This window comes from Streptomonospora sediminis (assembly GCF_054778995.1).
In genome coordinates, this window is sequence record NZ_BAAGYZ010000117.1 from 26,245 (window position 1) to 45,381 (window position 19,137).

Here is a 19,137-nt window from a genome sequence, read left to right on the forward strand (position 1 = left end):
TCTAGCCGACCCGTTCGCGACGGCCCAGGATCCCCTGCGGCCGGACCAACAACACGACGATCATGATGAGCAGCGCCCACACGTTCATCAGCTGCGGCGAGAACCACAGCGTGGACAGCTGCGCGACCAGGCCGATCGCCAGGCCGCCGGCCATGGCGCCGTAGGCGGTGCCCAGACCGCCCAGGATCACTGCGGCGAACATCAACAGCAGCAGGTGGAAGCCCATCTGCCAGTACACCGACTGGTTCAGACCGAGGAAGACGCCGCCCAGGGCCGACAGGGCGCCGCCCAGCACCCAGACGTAGACGGTGATCCGGTCGACGTCGATGCCCGAGGATTCGGCCAGGTCGCGGTTGTCGGAGACGGCGCGCATCGCCTTGCCGACCCGGGTGAACTGCAGCATGCTCGCCACCAGCACCAGCACCGCGATGGAGACCACCATGATCCCCAGGTCGCGCGGGGTGATGGCGATCGGCCCCACTTCGATCATGTCCTGGATGCGGAACTGCACGTACTTCTGCCGGTTGGCGTCGAAGACGACCAGCAGGAGGTGGCGCAGCAGCAGCGCGATGCCGATGGTGACGATGAACATCTGGATCATCGCGACGTTGCGGCGGCGCAGCGGCCGCCACAGGAAGCGCTCCAGCAGCCCGCCGAGCAGGCCGCCGCAGACCACCGCCAGCACCGTGCCCACGACCAACGGGTTGGTGGCGAAGCCGAGTCCGGGCACGCCCTCGAAGGGCTCGTGCAGTGCGGCCAGCGCCGAGGTGCTGCTGAAGATCATCGCCATGATGGCGCCGAAGGTGACCATGTCGCCGTGCGCGAAGTTGATCAGCTTGGTGGTGCCGAAGATCAGCGAGAGCCCGACCGAGGAGATGGCGATGATCAGACCGAAGAGCAGGCCGGCCACGGTCAGCCCGACGACCTGGTCGAGAGGGCCCGAACCGGCTGCGGCCGCCGGGGTGTCGATGACGCCCTCGTCTTCGCCGCCTTCGTCTCCGGCCGCGGAGCCGCCCTGGCCGGTTTCGCCGTCCCCGCTGGAGGCGGCGTCGTCGGATCCGGATTCGCTCGGTGAGGCGGCGACGTCGCCTTCGCCTTCGGGGACGAGCTGGTAGACGACCGCGAAGCGCTGGTCGGCGCGGACCTCCACTTCGCGTTCGGCACCGGCGGGCAGTTCGAGTACTTCGTATTGGCCGGGTACCGACTCCTCGTCGAGCACCACGCGGTAGGTGCCCGCGTCGGGCAGTTCCACTTCCCAATTGCCGTCGGAGTCGGTGGTCGCCTCGCCGATCCGTTCATCGTCCTGCGAGACGGTTATGCCGATTCCTTCGACACCTTCGTCATCGCTGTCCGGTTGGCGGATCTGGCCGAATAGCGACGCACCGCCCTGGGTGTCTGCTGCTGCGGCGCCCGGGATCGCGAGGGTGGCGGCGATCAGGGTGAGCAGCAGCGTCACGAGGCGTGTGCGCACGCGCGCTCCTTGCGCATTCGTCAGTTGCCGGAGTCGGGCAGTGTCCGATTCCGGCGGTTTGTTGATCGGTGGCGTGAGTTTAGCCCGGTTTACCCCTAGTGTTCAGCGGGTCTAAAGACGCGTGATCCAAACGTCATTACTTTGTGCGCATCCGTGATCCAACCGGGACATTTCTCCGGTTGACGGCGGCCGTTCCGTGCACAGTGCGCAGCGGATCGGGCGGCCCGCGCACAACGCGCGGACGCGCGGCGCCGGCCGCGGTATCGCGGTGTCCCGGCGTGCGGTAATCCCGGTACCTGCATGCGAAAGGCCCCGGCTCGGAACGGGTCCGGGCCGGGGCCGGGGGTTGGGGCGGTTTTCGCCGCGTGCGGGCGGCGGCCGATTCACCGCTCCTGCTGGTCGCCCAGGGTCTCGACGACGGTCTCGGCGACCTTGCGCATGGTCAGGCGGCGGTCCATCGAGTTCTTCTGGATCCAGCGGAAGGCCTCGGGTTCGCTGAGGCCGTGCCGGCTCTGCAGCAGGCCCTTGGCGCGCTCGACCAGTTTGCGGGTCTCCAGCCGCTCGTTCAGCCCGCTGACCTCGGCCTCCAGCGCGGAGAGCTCGGCGTAGCGGCTGACCGCCATCTCGATCGCCGGGACCAGGTCGGCCTTGTTGAAGGGCTTGACCAGGTAGGCCATCGCGCCGGCGTCGCGGGCGCGCTCGACCAGTTCCCGTTGGGAGAAGGCCGTCAGGATGACGACGGGGGCGATACGCTCGGCGGCGATGCGCTCGGCCGCCGACAGACCGTCCAGCACTGGCATTTTGATATCGAGAATGACGAGGTCGGGCCTGTGTTCGGTGGCGAGGCGTATAGCCGTCTCGCCGTCACCGGCCTCGCCCACAACGGCATAGCCGTCCTCCTCAAGCATCTCCTTGAGGTCCAGCCTGATCAGGGCCTCGTCTTCCGCGATCACCACGCGGCTCTGCGTCGTCGTCACGTACATGAGCGTACCGAGATCCGCTAAGATAAAGAGCAGTGGCCACGGGAACTTAAGCCAATGCGTGACCTCGACCGCCCCCGGCGCCGGTCGCCCGGCTCCGTTTACCCCCAATACGGCCCCGCCGCCCTGATACGCCAACCGGTAGAGCGAGCGAGCTCAAACCTCGTACAGTGTGGGTTCGAATCCCACTCAGGGCACCACGCGCCACAGCGCCGCTCCCCCATCGGGCAGTACGGCGCGCTCGGCGCCCGCCCCGCAGATCCGCTCGATCCGCCGCTGCGGCTCTGCTCCGCGCCCGTTCCGCTTCTGCACCGGCCCCTTGCGCCCCGCCTGCACCCTGCGGACCATCCGCGGCGCCACCCGGTCACATTGCGGCCACAACACGAGCACAACCTGTGAGTACGGTCGCCACAGCCGCCCGCGGTCGCCGATCCTGGAAGAACGGGACTGTTCTGGACAGCGGCTCCGGCCCCGCCCGTCCCCGCCGCGACACGCTGTCCGCTGGAGTATGAGGAGAACCTGGTGCTGACCGCGGTGGCGGCGATCGCCCAAGCGCTGACCATCGGCGCCTGGGCCCTCGTGGCGTGGGGCTCCCAGCGCCGCCAGCCGTGGCTGCTGGCCCCGCTGGCCGCCGCAGGCGTCGTGCTGGTCGTCCTCGGCCTGTCCCTCTGGTCGTTCCTGCCGGCCGTGCTGCTGGCCGCCGGGGTCTTCGCCGAACTCGTGATCGGCTCGCGCGAACCGCCCGCACTGCGCACTGCCGACCCCGATGCCGCGCTCAGCACCGAGCGCTGGGCCGCCGCCGTGGCCGCACCCTTCCGAGCCGCCCTCGGCGAGCCCTGGGACGACCTGGAGCGCCCGCAGCTGCGCCGCCGCTACCGCAGGGCCTTCGAACGCGAGTGGGGTGTGGTCGACCGCTCATCGCTGCTGGCGGCCATCGACCGGCTCTGGACCGAGCTGCACAACGGCGACGACGCCGATCTGCACGTCGACTTCGCCGCCGCAACGCTGCGCGGCCGCCCCGTCCCCGACTCCCCCCGCGAACGGCTGGTGCGCCTCTCGCCCGAGCAGGTCGACCGGTTGCGGGCCGTCACCGGAGCCGCCCGCGGCACCGACACGGTGGTCATCGCCGCCCACCAGTGGTGGCGCTCGGCGCAGATCATCCGATTGGCGTGCGGCGGGGCGAGCCTCGAATGGCTCAGCCGGGTCGAAACCCAGAACCTGCTGCGCCGGGCGGCCGCCGACCTGCAGCGCCGCTACGCCGGCTGGCAGCAGCTCACCGAGGCGTTCCACGGCGGTTACCTGCTCACCTACGCCCAGCGGGGTCCGGGGTGGGACCGCACGTGGACCGCGCTGGGCCTGCTCGCCTTCGATCCGGCGAGTCCGTGGAACCAACTGCCCTGGGATATGCCGCTGGACCGGGTCGGCCACGAGGCCGGCGTGCCCAGCGCGCTGCCGCACTGACCGGCGGGCAGGTGGGCCGGCGGCGGGGTGGCCGCCAAGCCCGGTCGGCCCCTCCCCGGTGAAGCCTCGCGGCCCCGCCGGGGTGAGGGCCGGTATGCGGACGCGCATGCTCCGCTGTGCCCCTCGGAGTGCCGGCCGTATAGAGCGGCTGGTTCCGGCCGGTTCCCCGGTTTCGGGCTAGTTCCCGTGGGCGATGGCGTCGCCGATGCGGTGTACGCGCAGCGAGTTGGTCGACCCAGGGGTGCCGGGCGGGCTACCGGAGACGACGACGATCTTGTCGCCCTTCTGGTAGATGCCCATCTCCAACAGCTCGCTCTCGACCTGGGCGACCATTTGGTCGGTGTGGTCGACCCAGGGCACGCAGTGGGTCTCGGCTCCCCAGGTCAGGGCGAGTTGCGAGCGCGTGGAGTCCTGCGTGGTGAAGGCCAGCAGCGGAATCGGCGAGCGGTAGCGGGCCAGGCGGCGCGCGGTCTCGCCGGACATGGTGAAGGCGACCAGTGCCTTTGCGCCGACGGTGGCTCCGACTTCGGCGGCGGCGCGGGCGATGGCCCCTCCGGTGGTTTCGGGCACCCGGTTGAGGACGTGCGAGGCGCGCAGGGACTCCTGCTCGGCGGCCGCAACGATGCGGGCCATGGTCTCGACGGTCTCGATCGGGTACTGCCCCACGCTGGTCTCGCCGGAGAGCATGACCGCGTCGGCGCCGTCGAGGACGGCGTTGGCGACGTCGGAGGTCTCGGCGCGAGTGGGCCGCGCCGAGTTGATCATGGACTCCAGCATCTGGGTGGCCACGATAACCGGCTTGGCCTTGTCGCGGCACCGCTCGACGGCGCGTTTCTGCACCATCGGGACGTTCTCCAGGGGAAGCTCGACGCCGAGGTCGCCGCGGGCGACCATGACGCCGTCGAAGACCTCGATGATGTCCTGGAGCCGCTCGACGGCCTGCGGTTTCTCGATCTTGGCGATGAGCGGAACCCGCACGCCGACGTCGTCCATGATCCGGTGGACGTCATCGGCGTCGGCCGGGCTGCGCACAAAGGACAGCGCGACCATGTCCACGCCCTGCTCAAGGGCCCAGCGCAGGTCGGTTTCGTCCTTCTCGGTGAGCGCCGGCACGCTGACCGAGACGCCGGGGAGGTTCAGTCCCTTGTGGTTGGAGACGCGGCCGCCGATCAGCACCCGGGTCTGGACCTCGGTGCTGGTGGCCTTGGTGCATTCGAGCACCACGTTGCCGTCGTCGATCAGGACGCGGTCGCCGGGGCGGACATCGCCCGGCAGGCCCTTGTAGGTGGTGGAGACCCGGTGCCGATCGCCGGGGACGTCCTCGACGGTCACCGTGAACTGGTCGCCGGCGGCCAGTTCCACGGGACCGTCGGGGAAGGTGCCCAGGCGGATTTTCGGCCCCTGCAGGTCAGCGAGGATCCCGACGCTGCGTCCGGTGGCCTTGGAGGCCGCCCGGACGTTGGTATAGCTGGCCTGGTGGTCCTCATGCGTTCCGTGGCTGAGGTTGAGTCGCGCTACGTCCAGTCCCGAGTCGACGAGCGCGCGGATACTCTCCGGGCTCGAAGTCGCGGGACCGAGAGTCGCGACGATTTTTGCTCGACGTGTCACGCTTAACACTCTAAAGCGTCTGGATAGTGCAGTGGTCTAAACCAGGTTGCGACTAGGAGTACACCTGGTCGCTACTCGGCGAACGCGTCCAGCAGGGCGCCGTTGAACGCCGGGATATCGTCGGGTTTGCGGCTGGTGACCAGTTTGTTAGGCCCCGCCGCGCAGACGACGACCTCCTCGTCCGACCACTCCCCGCCTGCGTTGACGATGTCCGTGCGCAGGCTCGGGAACGAGGTGAGCCGGCGCCCGGCGACCGCGTCGGCCTCGACCAGGGTCCAGGGCGCGTGGCAGATCGCGGCGACCGGCTTGCCTGTGTCAAAGAACTCCTTGGTGAAGGAGACCGCACGCGGGACGGTGCGCAGGAAGTCCGGGTTGGCGACGCCGCCCGGCAGCACGAGACCGATGAAGTCGGCGGCGCCGACGTCGTCGACTGTGGCGTGCACGGTAAAGGTGTCGCCCTTGTCCAGGTGGTTGAAGCCCTGGATCTGCCCCGCTGAAGTGGAGACGAGCTGCGGCCGGCCGCCGGCCTTCTCAACCGCCGCCCAGGGCTCGGTCAGCTCGATCTGCTCGGTGCCCTCCGGGGCGGCGAGGAAGGCGACAATGGAGCCGCCGAGGTCGGTAGCCATGGGTTTCACGTCCCCCTTCGCGTGCGTGGCGTGCTTGGCGCGGTGGCCTGCCGGCGGGCCGCGGCCGGTGCCCTGCCGCGGGCGCGGCGGGCCACTGGGGTTTCCGCTGCCCAGGATGCGGGGGCTTACGCGTGGCGGCCGCCACGCTCGGGCGCGGCTGTGCCGGTGCCGGGCTTCGGGGACCGGTCTTCAGGAACTCGGGGGTTCGACGGGGCGGGTTTGCAGCCGACGGGCGTTCGCCGCGTCGCCTTGGGCCCGGGCGCTGGTCTTTGCACCCGGGCGCAAGGCGGCGCGGTGGCCTCAGCCGGTGCGCGCGGTCGCGGGGACGTCGGCTGCGAGGCGGCCGTAGTCGCGCAGGATCTTCAGGTTGGCGACGGTGCGCATTCCGCGCCATTCGTTGCGGGCGCTGCCCGCCCAGCTGTCCCAGTTGATGTCCCAGCCGCCGTCGTCGCGCTGCTGCTCGGTGAGGGCGTCGAGGTTGGCCGAGATCTCGGATTCGGTGAACAGCCGCCGTGCAATGTGGTCGGGGCGGAAGGCGAGGTCCAGCGGCTTGTGGACGTGGCCCCGGGCTTCTGGGTCGGTCTCGATGACGGCGCGGATGGCCGGGGTGAGCCGCTCGAACTCGGCCTCGGCGCGCTTGCGGTCGGATACGTGCTCCAGGAAGGTGCACACCGCGATGGCCTCTTCGGGCTTGGTCCAGCGCAGGGCACCGATGCGGGTCCAGCAGTAGGCGGTGGCGCGGTCGCGCCAGGCGTGGCAGACGCGGCGGCGGTGCATCAGGCCGACCAGCGCGGCCGTGGGGTTGAGCGCACCGCTGAAGTCGTCGGCCTCGCGCCACCGCGGCGCGGCCTCGGTGTGGCGGACCGTGGGCAGCACCGGCGGCACTCCCCCGTTGTCGTGGGTGACGCTGGTGAGGTAGCGGCCGATGCCTTCGGCGATGTCGCCGGGGATCGGGCCGAGTTCCTCCAGGTAGCGCAGGGCCATGACGACCGCTGCGGGCTGGCTGCCGTGGCCGCGCAGGTCGGGTTCGAGTCCGTTGCCGTATCCGCCGTCGAGGTTGCGGTAGGACTCCAGGGCCGAACGGATGGGGCCGGGCGGTCCGTTGCGGAAGTGGTAGGCGAAGCGGTGCCGGTCGATCAGTCGGGCGTTGCGCGAGATGAAGTGCTCCGCGGAGCGGAGGGCTTCCGGGGTCACTGAGGTCATGCCACGAATGTACGCCTGACATGCGGCACCCCATCAAAGGCGAAATGCCCGTTAGCTCCCGTTTTTACTAGCTTCTTTACCTGCAATATGCCTGATTTGAGACATTGATCGCTGCGAAAAATCACGATTCCTTAACGCGGCTCGGGCTCTTCGCCGCTCCTGTTGCGCGCACGGCGCCGCCGCACCAGCAGCACCAGCGCCACCAGCCAGGTCAGCCCCACGAACACCCCCACCGCGAACTCGACCTCCAGCAGCAGGTGCTCGGGGTAGATCACGCCGGTGAGGTAGTGGTCGATGAACCCGCTGGGCGGCAGGCCCTCCATCCCCGCCTGCCTGCGCGCCCAGTCCTCGACCAGAGTCAGCGGGCAGTGCCACTCGAAGTCGACGATGCCCACGGCGTAGGCACATACGGCGAGATGCGGCCAGATCGCGTGCGGCCGCCGCCATACCGGCAATCCGCCCAGCGCCACGTAGCACAGGAAGCCGAAGTGGATCAGCATCGCTGCGTCGGCGATCAGGCGGAAGCCCATGTACGGATTCCTGCCCACCGGCCCCACCGGGATGCCCGCCGGCGCACCGCTTCCGGCTCCGCCGGCACCGGCCGCGCCGGAGCCCGGCTCCCCTGCCCGCTGCCCCGCGTGCCCGCAGCCCTGCAGGCAGTGCTGAAGGCGGTACCGCAGGAAGCGATGCGGGCCGCCGGCGGCTGCGCCGGCGGCCCGCGGGATCTCGAAAACCCGTGCCGGAGACTGCGTTCGGCCGCGGGGTTGGGGCGCGCCCGAATCGAGCGGAGCGCCACGGCCGGAAGCGGCTGCCCGCCCCCGGCCTGCCCTGCGGCGGCTCGCGGTCAGCCCGCGGTCAGCGGACGCTCCGTGGGCGGGATGGCGGTGGGCAGGCTGGTGCCGCCGCCGCTGAGGTAGCGGTCCACGCCCGCCGCAGCGGAGCGGCCCTCGGCGATCGCCCACACGATCAGCGACTGGCCCCGGCCCATGTCGCCGGCGCAGTACACGCCGTCGACGGTCGTGGCGTAGTCGGTGTCGCGCACGACGTTGCCGCGCCCGTCCAGCTCCACCCCCAGCTCCTCGATCAGCCCGGCCTTCTGCGGGCCCACGAAGCCCATCGCCAGGGTCACCAGGCCGGCCGGGATCTCGCGCTCGCTGCCGGGCACCGGCTCGAACCCGGACGCGGTGCGCTGCACGTCGACCAGCTTCAGCGCGCGGACGCGCCCCTGGTCGTCGCCGAGGAACTCCAGCGTGTTGACGGAGTAGAGCCGCTCGCCGCCCTCCTCGTGGGCGGTGCTGACCTTGTAGACCATCGGCATGGTCGGCCAGGGCTGGTTCTGCGGGCGCTCCTTGGGCGGCTTGGGCATGATCTCCAGCTGGGTGACCGAGGCCGCACCCTGGCGGTGCGCGGTTCCCACGCAGTCGGCGCCGGTGTCGCCGCCGCCGATGACGATCACGTGCTTGCCCTCGGCGCTGATCGCGGGCTCTGCGAAGTCGCCCTCCTGCACCCGGTTGGACAGCGGCAGGTACTCCATCGCCTGGTGCACGCCGTCGAGCTCGCGCCCGGTCACCGGCAGGTCGCGCCAGGCGGTGGCGCCGCCGGCCAGCAGCACGGCGTCGTGCCGGGCACGCAACTCGTCGACGCCGAGGTCGGCGCCAACGTCCACGCCGGTGCGGAAAACGGTGCCCTCGGCCCGCATCTGCCCCAGCCGGCGTTCGATGTGGCGCTTTTCCATCTTGAACTCGGGGATGCCGTAGCGCAGCAGCCCGCCGATGCGGTCGGCCCGCTCATAGACGGTGACGTCGTGGCCGGCCCGGGTGAGCTGCTGGGCGGCCGCCAGCCCGGCCGGTCCCGAACCCACCACCGCCGCGGTTTTGCCGGTGCGCACCCGCGGCGGCTGCGGCCGCACCCAGCCTTCGGCCCAGGCGCGGTCGATGATGGAGTTCTCGACGTTCTTAATGGTCACGGCCGGCTGGTTGATACCCAGCACGCACGCCGACTCGCACGGGGCCGGGCACAGCCGCCCGGTGAACTCCGGGAAGTTGTTGGTGGCGTGCAGCCGCTCGATTGCCTCGCCCCAGTCGTGGCGGTAAACCAGGTCGTTCCACTCGGGGATGAGGTTGCCCAGCGGGCAGCCGTTGTGGCAGAACGGGATGCCGCAGTCCATGCAGCGAGACGCCTGCTTGACGACCGCGCCGCGGTCGAGGTCCTCGTAGACCTCGCTCCAGTCCTGGATGCGCACGTCGACGGGGCGGTGAGCGGGCAACTCCCGCTCGGTGATCTTGAGGAAACCCTTCGGGTCAGCCATGGTGGTGTCCCTCCTTTCGTATCCGGCCGACGTTCAGGACTGTGCTGCGGCCATGATGGCCTCGCCGACATCCCGGCCCGCGCGCTCGGCCTCGGCCTGGGCGGCCAGCACCCGCTTGTAGTCGCGCGGCATGACCTTGCCGAACCGGGTGGCGGCGGTGCCGAAGTCGGCCAGCAGCCCGGCGGCGACGCCCGACCCGGTGGCCTCGCGGTGGCGCTCCAGCACGTCGCGCAGGAACTCCAGGTCGGTGTCGTCGAGCGGGTCGATGTCGACCATCCCGCCGTTGACCCGGTCGGGGTCGAGATCGAGCACGTAGGCGATACCGCCCGACATCCCCGCGGCGAAGTTGCGCCCGGTACTGCCCAGGACGACGGCGCGCCCCCCGGTCATGTACTCGCACCCGTGGTCGCCGACGCCCTCGGCGACGGCGAGCGCGCCGGAGTTGCGCACGCAGAACCGCTCGCCCACGACCCCGCGCAGGAACACCTCGCCCGAGGTCGCACCGTAGGCGATGACGTTGCCGGCGATGATGTGGCGCTCGGGGGCGAACGGCACGTCCTCGGGCGGGCGGACGGTGATCCGGCCGCCGGAAAGCCCCTTGCCGACGTAGTCGTTGGCGTCGCCGGACAGCCGCAGCGTGACACCCCGCGGCGCAAACGCGCCGAAGGACTGGCCCGCCGAGCCGGTGAAGGCGATGTCGACGGTGTCCTCGGGCAGGCCCTCGGCGCCGTAGCGCTTGGTGATCTCGTGGCCGAGCATCGTGCCGACCGTCCGGTTGACGTTGCGCACCGGCAGGTCCAGCTTCAGCGGCTCACCGAACTCCAGGGCGCCCTCGGCCAACTGGATCAGCGTGTTGTCCAGCGCCTTCTCCAATCCGTGGTCCTGGCCGCGGACCCGGTGGCGGTGGTCGTCGGCCCACGGGCCGACCTCGTGCAGGACGGGTGCCAGGTCCAGCCCGGAGGCCTTCCAGTGGTCCACCGCCCCGGCGGTGTCGAGCAGGTCGACGGCGCCGACGGCCTCGTCCAGACTGCGGAAGCCCAGGGCCGCCAGGTACTCGCGGACCTCCTCGGCGACGAACTCGAAGAAGTTCACCACGAAGTCGGCCTGGCCGGAGTAGCGCTTGCGCAGCTCCGGGTTCTGCGTGGCCACACCCACCGGGCAGGTGTCCAGGTGGCACACGCGCATCATGACGCAGCCCGAGACCACCAGCGGGGCGGTCGCGAAGCCGTACTCCTCGGCACCCAGCAGCGCGGCGACGATGACGTCGCGCCCGGTCTTCATCTGCCCGTCGGCCTGCACGACGATGCGGTCGCGCAGCCCGTTGCGCAGCAGGGTCTGCTGGGTTTCGGCCAGCCCGAGCTCCCAGGGGGTGCCGGCGTGCTTCAGCGAGGTCAGCGGCGATGCGCCGGTGCCGCCGTCGTGCCCGGAGATCAGTACCACGTCGGCGTGCGCCTTGGACACGCCTGCGGCGACGGTGCCCACGCCCGCCTCGGAGACCAGCTTCACGTGCACCCGCGCCTGCGGGTTGGCGTTCTTCAGGTCGTGGATGAGTTGGGCGAGGTCCTCGATGGAGTAGATGTCGTGGTGGGGCGGCGGCGAGATCAGGCCGACACCGGGCGTGGAGTGGCGGGTGCCGGCGATCCACGGGTACACCTTGTGCCCGGGCAGCTGGCCGCCCTCGCCGGGCTTGGCGCCCTGGGCCATCTTGATCTGGATGTCGTCGGCGTTGGTGAGGTAGTGCGAGGTCACCCCGAACCGGCCCGACGCGACCTGCTTGATGGCGCTGCGCCGCAGGTCGCCGTTGCCGTCGGGGGTGAAGCGGCCGGAGTCCTCGCCGCCCTCGCCGGTGTTGGACTTGCCGCCCAGCCGGTTCATGGCGATGGCGAGGGTCTCGTGGGCCTCGGCCGAAATCGAGCCGTAGGACATCGCGCCGGTGGAGAACCGCTTGACGATCTCCGAGACCGGTTCGACCTCCTCGATGGGCACGGGCTCGCGCACGCCCTCCTTGAGGCGGAACAGCCCGCGCAGGGTCATCAGGCGGCTCGCCTGGTCGTCGATCCCGGCCGTGTACTCCTTGAAGATCTCGTAGCGGCGCGAACTGGTGGCGTGCTGCAGCTTGAACACGGTCTCGGGGCTGAACAGGTGCGGTTCGCCCTCGCGGCGCCACTGGTACTCGCCGCCGACGGCGAGCCGCCGGTGGTCGGCCGGGTTGTCGGCGTAGGCGGTGCCGTGGCGCTCGGCGACCTCGGCCGCCAGCACGTCGAAGCCGATGCCGCCCAGCGGCGAGGGCGTGCCGGCGAAGCACCGGTCGATGACCTCGGCCCCCAGGCCCAGCGCCTCGAAGATCTGCGCGCCGGTGTAGGAGCTGACCGTCGAGACGCCCATCTTGGACATGATCTTCAGGACGCCCTTGCCGAACGCCTTGACCGTGTTGGCCACGGCCTCGTCGGCGCCGATACCGCCGATGACACCGCGCTCGACCATGTCGCGCACCGTGGCCAGGGTCAAATACGGCGAGACCGCCGAGGCGCCGTAGCCCAGCAGCAGCGCCACGTGGTGGCATTCGCGGACGTCGCCGGCCTCGACCACCAGGCCGACCTCGGTGCGGGTCTTCTCGCGCACCAGGTGGTGGTGGACGGCGCCGGTGAGCAGCAGCGACGGTATCGGCGCGCGGTCGGGGCCGGCGCCGCGGTCGGAGAGGACGACGATGTGGGCGCCGTCGGCGATGGCCGCCGACACCTCGGCGCAGATCTCGTCGAGCCGCGCCGACAGCGCCGCTCCGCCTCCGGCGACCTCGTATGTGCCGTTGGCGGTGAAGGTGCGGAACGCGGGGTTGCCGCCCGCGGCGGTCCCGGCGCGCACGATCGAGGCGAGACCGGCCTCGTCGAGCACCGGTGTGGGCAGCACGATGCGCCGGCAGTCCTCGGGGTCGGGCGAGAGCACGTTCTCCTCGGCGCCCAGCGCGGTGTGCAGGCTGGTGACCAGCTCCTCGCGGATGGCGTCGAGCGGCGGGTTGGTCACCTGCGCGAAGCCCTGCGAGAAGTAGTCGAAGAGCTGGCGGGACTTGGCCGACAGGGCGGCGACCGGGGTGTCGGTGCCCATGGACCCGATCGGCTCGGCACCGGTGCGCGCCATCGGGGTCAGGATGATGCGCAGCTCTTCCTCGGTGTAACCGAAGACCTGCTGGTCGTGCACCAGGTCGCCGACCGGGGCGGGCTCGCCGGGGTCCAGCTCCGACAGCGCCACCACGCCGCGCTCCAGCCATTCGGCGTAGGGATGCTGGGCCGCCAGCTCGGCCTTGATCTCCTCGTCCTCGATGATGCGGCCCTGCTCGGTGTCGACGACGAAGATGCGGCCGGGCTGCAGTCGGCCCTTGCGCACGATGCGCGAGGAGTCGGTGTCGAGCACGCCGGCCTCGCTGGCGAGCACGACCATGCCTTCGTCGGTGACCCAGTAGCGGCCGGGGCGCAGGCCATTGCGGTCCAGCACCGCGCCGACCAGCGAGCCGTCGGTGAACGAGACCGAGGCGGGGCCGTCCCAGGGCTCCATGAGCATGGAGTGGAACTCGTAGAACGCCCGCACCTGCGGGTCCATCTCGGCGTGGTTCTCCCACGGCTCGGGGATCATCATCAGCACCGCGTGCGGCAGCGAGCGCCCGCCCAGGTGCAGCAGCTCCAGGGCGGCGTCGAAGGACGCGGTATCGGAGTCCTCGGGGTCGATGATGGGGAAGATGCGCGAGATCTCGCCGGGCAGCAGGTCGCTGGCCAGTGTGGCCTCGCGGGCCCGCATCATGTTCCGGTTGCCCTTGACGGTGTTGATTTCGCCGTTGTGGGCGACGAAGCGGAAGGGGTGGGCCAGCGGCCACGACGGGAACGTGTTCGTGGAGAACCGCGAGTGCACCAGCGCCAGGCCGCTGGCGAAGCGCCGGTCCGACAGGTCGGGGAAGAACGGCTCCAGCTGCGGCGTGGTGAGCATGCCCTTGTAGGTGATGGTGCGCGGCGACAGGCTCGGGAAGTACACGCCGGCCTCGTGCTGGGCGCGCTTGCGCAGGCAGTAGGCGTAACGCTCCAGCTCGACACCGCCCAGGCCCGCGGCGGCGGTGCCCTCGGCGCCTGCCAGGAAGAGCTGCCCGAAGTGGGGCATGACCTCGCGCGCAGCGGGTCCGCAGAAGTGCGGGTCGCAGGGCAGGTCGCGCCAGCCGAGGACGCGCAGGCCCTCCTCGGCCGCGATCGCGTCGATCGCGGCGGTGGTGGCGGCACGCTCGGCGGAGTCGGCGGGCAAAAACGCGATGCCCGTGGCGTAGCGGCCGGCTTCGGGCAGGGCGAACCCGCAGACTTCGCGGTAGAGGGCGTCGGGGACCTGGGTGATGATCCCGGCGCCGTCGCCGTCCTCGGGGTCGGCACCCGCGGCGCCGCGGTGGTCGAGGTTGCGCAGCACCGTCAGCGCCTTTTCGACGATTTCGTGGCTGCGACGGCCGGAGAGGTCGGCGACGAATCCCACGCCGCAGGCGTCGTGCTCGTAGGCACTGTCGTACAGGCCCTGTTGAGTGGACTCGGCGTTCGCTTGGCCGGACGAACGCTGCACCTGGCCAGCAGGCATCTACCCTCCTGTCGTCGTACGTATGGGCTTCTCGGGAAAGCGCATCCGGGACGACATTGGCCCTGCTGCGTCAGCATGCGAAGGCGGTTCCTGCTGGCACCGGTCCCACAGCCGGCGTTGGCGCCGGACCTGTGTCACGTCCTCGTGGTAACCGGTGTTGGCCCAGTTCAGTGGCCACACTCGTGTGTCAGTCAGTTATACAAGCGGTCCAGCCCCGAGGTGAAATCGGTGGTCTAGACCAAAGCGAACGCGGGCACCGCCACAGTGCGGTGCCCGCCGCGGGAGGGTCGGCGTCGACCCGCCCACTCGGAGCTAGCCGTGATCTTTCCAAGCGACGTGCTCGGCAAACATCCCTTTTGCCCCGATCCACGTTGATCCGGCAGTGGATCCGACATGCGAAACGTGGAAAACGGTACCCCGCCCCGATCCGGCCGCGGGCACCGGGGGGAGTCTCGGTTCACAGCCAGCGTACCCGCAGGCAACAGGACCGACATAAAGGCGCGGTCAGTTTCGGTTGCGACCCGTGCCACATACCGCGGCCCGCGGCCGGCGCGGCTGTGCAGGCCACAGGGTTACGGGGACCGCCGGCGCGGCCGTCCCGTACCGCTTTGGCCGCCGGTTCCCGGGGCGGACCGGGGCCGCCACCGCCGCCGCTGCGGCCGGCGCCGCCGGCCGAGGCCGGAACACCGCGGCGCCAACCCCCTCCCCCGATGCGGGATGATCTAGAGGTGCACGACGACACCGGCGCCCCCTTCTTGGGGCGCACCGACCAGCAGGATTCCGCCCACCGCTCGGCCCTGTCGGAGCTGCTCGCCAACCAGGGCATCGCCGCGCCGCGCGTGTACCGGGTACTCGCGGCGCTGGCCGAAGGCGGCTGGTGGTCCCCGCGCGACCTGGTGCACCGCACGGCGGTCGCCCACCGCGCGGTCCGGGCCGTGCTCGACGCGCTGGCCGGCGACGGCGAGGCCGAATGGGACCGCACCGGAACGCGGGTGCGCCTGCTGCGGACCGGCGACTACGCGGGCTGCGCCCGCCCCGAGCCCGCCGACCCCGTCGCCCACCTCGCCGGCGGCCGCACCCGGGCGGCAGCGGAGCTGGACCGGCTGATCGCAGAGGCGCCCGCCCCGCGCACCGACCTGGACCACGTGACCGCGACCGCCGGCACCGCGCTGCGCCGCGCCGTGCTGCTGGACTCCGCTTTCGCCCTCGACGGCGCGCGACTGCTGTGCGTGGGCGACCACGACCTCACCTCGCTGGCCGCGACCCTGGTGCACCCCGGGCTGGAGGCGGTGGTGGTCGACATCGACGAGCGGATGCTGGCCTATATCGACGCCGCCGCCGAGCGCCTGGGCCTACCGGTGCGCTGCTACTTCGCCGACCTGCGCCTGGGGCTGCCGCCGGCCGTGCGCGAAAGCTGCGACCTGGCCTTCACCGACCCGCCCTACACCCCCGAAGGTGTCGAACTCTTCCTGCGCCGCAGCTTGGAGGGCCTGACGGCCCCCCAGCGCGCCCGGGTGCTGCTGGCCTACGGCGCCAGCGAGACCACACCGGCGCTGACCGCCCGGACCCAGGCGCGGCTGAGCGCGCTGGGCCTGGTCACCGAGGCGCTGTGGCCCGAGTTCAACCGCTACCTGGGCGCCGAAGCGATCGGGGCGTCCGCCGACATGTACCTGCTGCGGCCCACCGGCCGCACCCCGCAGGGCACGCGCGGCGCGGCCGCCAAGGCGCGCGTCTACAGCCGCGGCGCCAACGCCGCCGAGGCGGGCGGCGCGCTGGAGGAGGCCGATGCGCGCGCCGTACTCCAACGCGCTGCGGCCGATACCGCCGTGGGCGAGTGGCCGCGCGCAGCGCTGGAACCGCTCCCCCGCACCGCCGAACCGGCCGGGCCCGACGGCGGCGAGGGCGACGGCGGCGCAGCCGACCCGCGTGGCGCCGCCGCGGCACCGCGCACCCCCCGCAGCGTCAAGCTGGGCACCTGGCTGGAGTCCCCCGCCGAAGCCGGCAGCGCAGCGGTGGACCTGACCGGAGGCTGGTCGGATCTGCTGGCCAGAGCGGTGCTGGCCGCGCCGGACGGCGCGGTCGCCGCGGTGGTGCCCGCCACCCACCCCCAGGTCCGCGACCAGGCGGGCCAGCGGGAACTGGCCGCACTGCTGGCGCCGCGCTTCACGGTCCGGTTCCTGCGCGGCATCCCCGGGCCGCGGCTGACCACCGTGCAGGCCACCGAGCGCACCGCCGGCGGCGGTTCGGGGGCCGCTGCCGGCGATGCGGCCGAGGAACTGCTGGCGCATTGCCAGCGACGCGCCCACGGCAGGCTCGCGGGCACGCTGCGCGAGGCAATGGTGCGGGTCGCCGCCGCAGCCGGGCGCACCGTCAACAAGCGCACGGCCCGGCACGCGGTCGCCGCCGCCGCGCCCTGGCTCAGCGGGCACACCCTGCTCGATCTGCCGGCGCACCGGATGCCGCAGCTGCGGGCCGCAGCGGCGGAGCTGGCCGAGCAGGCCGCCGGCGACCGCGCCGATCCGCCCGGCGGCCCCGCCGCAACCGGGACCTGATCCGGCCGCAGCCGGATCGGCCCCGATCCGGCTGCTCCGGCTGCGGCCGGCCCGCCGCGGAACCCGGGCGGTCAGGCCACCGGCGGGTTCGCGGCCTGCTGCTGCTCCTGGAGGTTCTCCAGCTGCACGACGCGGTTGTACATGAAGTCGCGGAAGCCGCCCAGCACGATCAGCGGGGAGACCAGGCTCTCGCGCTCGGCCGGATCGGTGGAGTCGACCGACTGCACCCAGGTCACGGTCAGGTAGTGCCCGCTGACGGTGGCCTCGGCGGCGCTGTAGCCGGCACCCAGGCTGGAGAACGGGTCCTCCTCGGCCGCGGGAACCGTGATGAAGCCCGCAGGGTCGGCCTGTTCGCCCTTGGGCGGCTGCAGAGCCGTCGCAACGGCCTGGGCGGCCTGCTGGTCGCGCAGATTGAAGATGGTGGCCGCTCCGACGTGGTCGGCGGAGGTGTAGCCGGCCTGCGCGGCCTGGGTGCAACCGGCGTCGGACAGCGCTGTGCGCACCCGGTCGCCCCACACGGCGGCGGAGCAGTCCTTGCCCAGCGACGACGACTGCAGCTCGAAGGTGATGCCCTGGCTGTCGCTGTCGATCTGCTTGTTGTCCTCGCCGAACAGCTCTCGCTTGTTCAGCGGGCGGGAATCGGACTCGCGCGTGGCGAGCACCTCATTGCCGGAGTCGTGGATCTCGTAGGCCGTCGGTACGGGGTTGGCCGGAGCGGCGGCCCCGCCGGAGACGAACTGCAGAACGAGGACGACCACCAGCGCCACCACCGCGACCCCGAGCACACCCAGCAGGATCGGCAGCATCCGCCCGCGCGGCTTGGCGCGGGAGGAGCTCCTGCGCCGGCGGCGGGCGCCCTTGCGGCGAGCGGGACCCGCGGCCAGACCCTCGATGGCGGAGTCGGCTTCGTCGGTTTTTCTCCGCCGGCCGGGGGTACCGGACACAGACGACTTAGAAGACACCAGAACCTCTCGGACGGTCGCGGGGGGCGTGTTCTCATGTAGCGGGGTGAAACGGCGGTGGCGCAGGTGACCATGCCGCCGGTCCGCAAATCCTAGCTTGCAGCGGCACCCGCGCCATCCCGCCCTCCGGCCGCCGCGGACCGCAGCGCGGCCGCGGCGGCGGATCACTGCTGCTCGGCGGCCTCCACCTGCCGGTAGACCCACGTGGAGGCGTTCATCGCCGCGACGTTGAGGGTCGAGAGGGTGCGGGTGTCGTCGTCGCCGGGCTCGCTGCCGTCGGCGGACGCCACCCAGTACACCGCGAGGTAGTGTCCCATAACCTGCGCGGTCGCCTGGCTGTAGCCCTTGTGCAGCCCGTCCATGCCGCCCTTCTGCGGCAGCAGGAACCCGGGGGCGGTCTCGGAGTCGCCGGGGTCCAGCGCCGCGGCCACATCGCCGGCGGCCTCGGAGTCGGCCAGGTCGAACAGGGCGAACTGGGCGACGTACTCCTCGTTGCCGCTGAGGTAGACCGCGCTGCCCGCGGAAGTGCAGTCGCCGTCGACCAGCGACTGGGCGACCTCCTCGCCCCACACCAGCGACGTGCAGGTTTCGGTCACCTCGGCCTGGTCGCGGACCAGCTTGCTGCCGTCCAGTTCGAGTTCCTCTGTGCCGGAGCTGAACACGTCGTCCTTGACGAGCGTGCCGGAGCTGGGGCCGCCGCGCTCGGCGATGGGCTCGAACGCGTCGTCCTGGGGCTGGGCCTGGTAGAGGGCGGGGACCAGCGTGGAGTGGCCCTCCGGCGGGGCGACGATGGCGCTGCTGCTGCCGCCCAGGCCGGGTCCGCCGGCCGGTGCGCTCGCCAACTGGTAGCCGAGGACACCGAGCAGCGCCAGCAGCGACGTGCCGCACAGCACCAGCAGTGTGCCCAGCATCGCACTGCCCCGCTTGCGCCGGCTCTGCTCAGCGAGGTTGTGGACGATCTGGTTGGGGCCGTCGCCCAGGACACTGACACGGCGCAGCGCCGACGCGGAGAACTTCGAGACGGGGTCGAGCCCGGCGGAGGTGCGCCCCGCGCGCCGGCCGCCGGCCTGCTGCGCTGAGGACGCGGCGCGCCGCCCGTTCTTGCCGCCCCGGGCACCCTTGCCGGAGCGGCCCGGCGAATCGGTGCGCCCCTGGGGCGCCGTGTCGGCTTCGCGCGCGGCCCCGCGACCGCGGCCGGAGCGACCGCCCCGGCGCGTATTCGCGGCCGGGGTGTCATCGTCGGTGCCGCGATCGGTGTTGGTGTCGTCGGCCTCGGTGCGCTCCCGGGGTGCGCGGGCCGGTGCGTCCCGGCGCGAACGCCTTCGGCCCGATGGCCCGGTTGGGTCGGATTTGCTCACGTGGTCAAC

13 protein-coding genes and 1 tRNA gene are annotated in these 19,137 nt (G+C 71.7%); 3 read left to right on the top strand and 11 right to left on the bottom strand.

Annotated features, from left to right (window positions below):
* Position 1: 1 nt before the first annotated feature.
* Entirely contained in the window at positions 2-1,471 is a 1,470-nt protein-coding gene (locus ACYVD5_RS23320; RefSeq protein WP_461003265.1) for a branched-chain amino acid ABC transporter permease, read from the bottom strand.
* A 383-nt stretch (positions 1,472-1,854) separates the two neighbouring features.
* Positions 1,855-2,427 carry an ANTAR domain-containing response regulator gene (locus tag ACYVD5_RS23325; protein WP_461003297.1) on the bottom strand — a complete coding sequence of 191 codons (573 nt, stop codon included), beginning with the start codon at positions 2,425-2,427 and terminating at the stop codon, positions 1,855-1,857.
* Positions 2,428-2,574: 147 nt separating this feature from the next.
* Here ACYVD5_RS23325 and ACYVD5_RS23330 point away from each other — a divergent pair.
* Positions 2,575-2,651: transfer RNA gene (locus tag ACYVD5_RS23330), tRNA-Leu, on the top strand.
* Here the strand turns inward: ACYVD5_RS23330 and ACYVD5_RS23335 are convergent.
* Positions 2,641-2,763 carry a hypothetical protein gene (locus ACYVD5_RS23335; RefSeq protein WP_461003266.1) on the bottom strand — a complete coding sequence of 41 codons (123 nt, stop codon included), beginning with the start codon at positions 2,761-2,763 and terminating at the stop codon, positions 2,641-2,643. The two genes, ACYVD5_RS23330 and ACYVD5_RS23335, sit on opposite strands and share 11 nt — an antisense overlap.
* Before the next feature lie 210 nt (positions 2,764-2,973).
* On the opposite strand from ACYVD5_RS23335, the gene ACYVD5_RS23340 reads away from it, so the two are divergent.
* Complete coding sequence (locus ACYVD5_RS23340; protein WP_461003267.1) at positions 2,974-3,912, top strand: DUF1266 domain-containing protein; 939 nt, start codon at positions 2,974-2,976, stop codon at positions 3,910-3,912.
* Positions 3,913-4,089: 177 nt separating this feature from the next.
* Here ACYVD5_RS23340 and pyk read toward each other — a convergent pair whose 3' ends face one another.
* The 6 genes from pyk to gltB form a co-directional block, all read right to left on the bottom strand.
* Positions 4,090-5,520 carry a pyruvate kinase gene (gene pyk, locus ACYVD5_RS23345; protein WP_461003268.1) on the bottom strand — a complete coding sequence of 477 codons (1,431 nt, stop codon included), beginning with the start codon at positions 5,518-5,520 and terminating at the stop codon, positions 4,090-4,092.
* A gap of 71 nt (positions 5,521-5,591) precedes the next feature.
* Positions 5,592-6,146, bottom strand: coding sequence for a type 1 glutamine amidotransferase domain-containing protein (locus tag ACYVD5_RS23350; protein WP_461003298.1), 555 nt, complete (start codon positions 6,144-6,146; stop codon positions 5,592-5,594).
* A gap of 300 nt (positions 6,147-6,446) precedes the next feature.
* Entirely contained in the window at positions 6,447-7,349 is a 903-nt protein-coding gene (locus tag ACYVD5_RS23355) for a prenyltransferase (RefSeq protein WP_461003269.1), read from the bottom strand.
* A 131-nt stretch (positions 7,350-7,480) separates the two neighbouring features.
* A complete protein-coding gene (locus tag ACYVD5_RS23360; RefSeq protein WP_461003270.1) occupies positions 7,481-7,879 on the bottom strand; it encodes a DUF2784 domain-containing protein in 399 nt (132 codons plus the stop codon).
* 314 nt (positions 7,880-8,193) lie between these two features.
* Entirely contained in the window at positions 8,194-9,657 is a 1,464-nt protein-coding gene (locus ACYVD5_RS23365) for a glutamate synthase subunit beta (RefSeq protein ID WP_461003271.1), read from the bottom strand.
* Positions 9,658-9,690: 33 nt separating this feature from the next.
* The gene (gene gltB / locus ACYVD5_RS23370) at positions 9,691-14,256 is read right to left on the bottom strand and encodes a glutamate synthase large subunit (RefSeq protein ID WP_461003272.1); all 4,566 of its coding nucleotides are present in this window, start codon (positions 14,254-14,256) and stop codon (positions 9,691-9,693) included.
* A gap of 728 nt (positions 14,257-14,984) precedes the next feature.
* Between gltB and ACYVD5_RS23375 the strand changes: the two genes are divergently transcribed.
* A complete protein-coding gene (locus tag ACYVD5_RS23375; protein ID WP_461003273.1) occupies positions 14,985-16,808 on the top strand; it encodes a bis-aminopropyl spermidine synthase family protein in 1,824 nt (607 codons plus the stop codon).
* A gap of 71 nt (positions 16,809-16,879) precedes the next feature.
* On the opposite strand, the gene ACYVD5_RS23380 is transcribed toward ACYVD5_RS23375, so the two are convergent.
* Both ACYVD5_RS23380 and ACYVD5_RS23385 read right to left on the bottom strand, forming a co-directional pair.
* Positions 16,880-17,752 carry a hypothetical protein gene (locus ACYVD5_RS23380; RefSeq protein WP_461003274.1) on the bottom strand — a complete coding sequence of 291 codons (873 nt, stop codon included), beginning with the start codon at positions 17,750-17,752 and terminating at the stop codon, positions 16,880-16,882.
* Between the two features lie 182 nt (positions 17,753-17,934).
* Positions 17,935-19,128 carry a hypothetical protein gene (locus tag ACYVD5_RS23385; RefSeq protein ID WP_461003275.1) on the bottom strand — a complete coding sequence of 398 codons (1,194 nt, stop codon included), beginning with the start codon at positions 19,126-19,128 and terminating at the stop codon, positions 17,935-17,937.
* Positions 19,129-19,137: the final 9 nt, after the last annotated feature.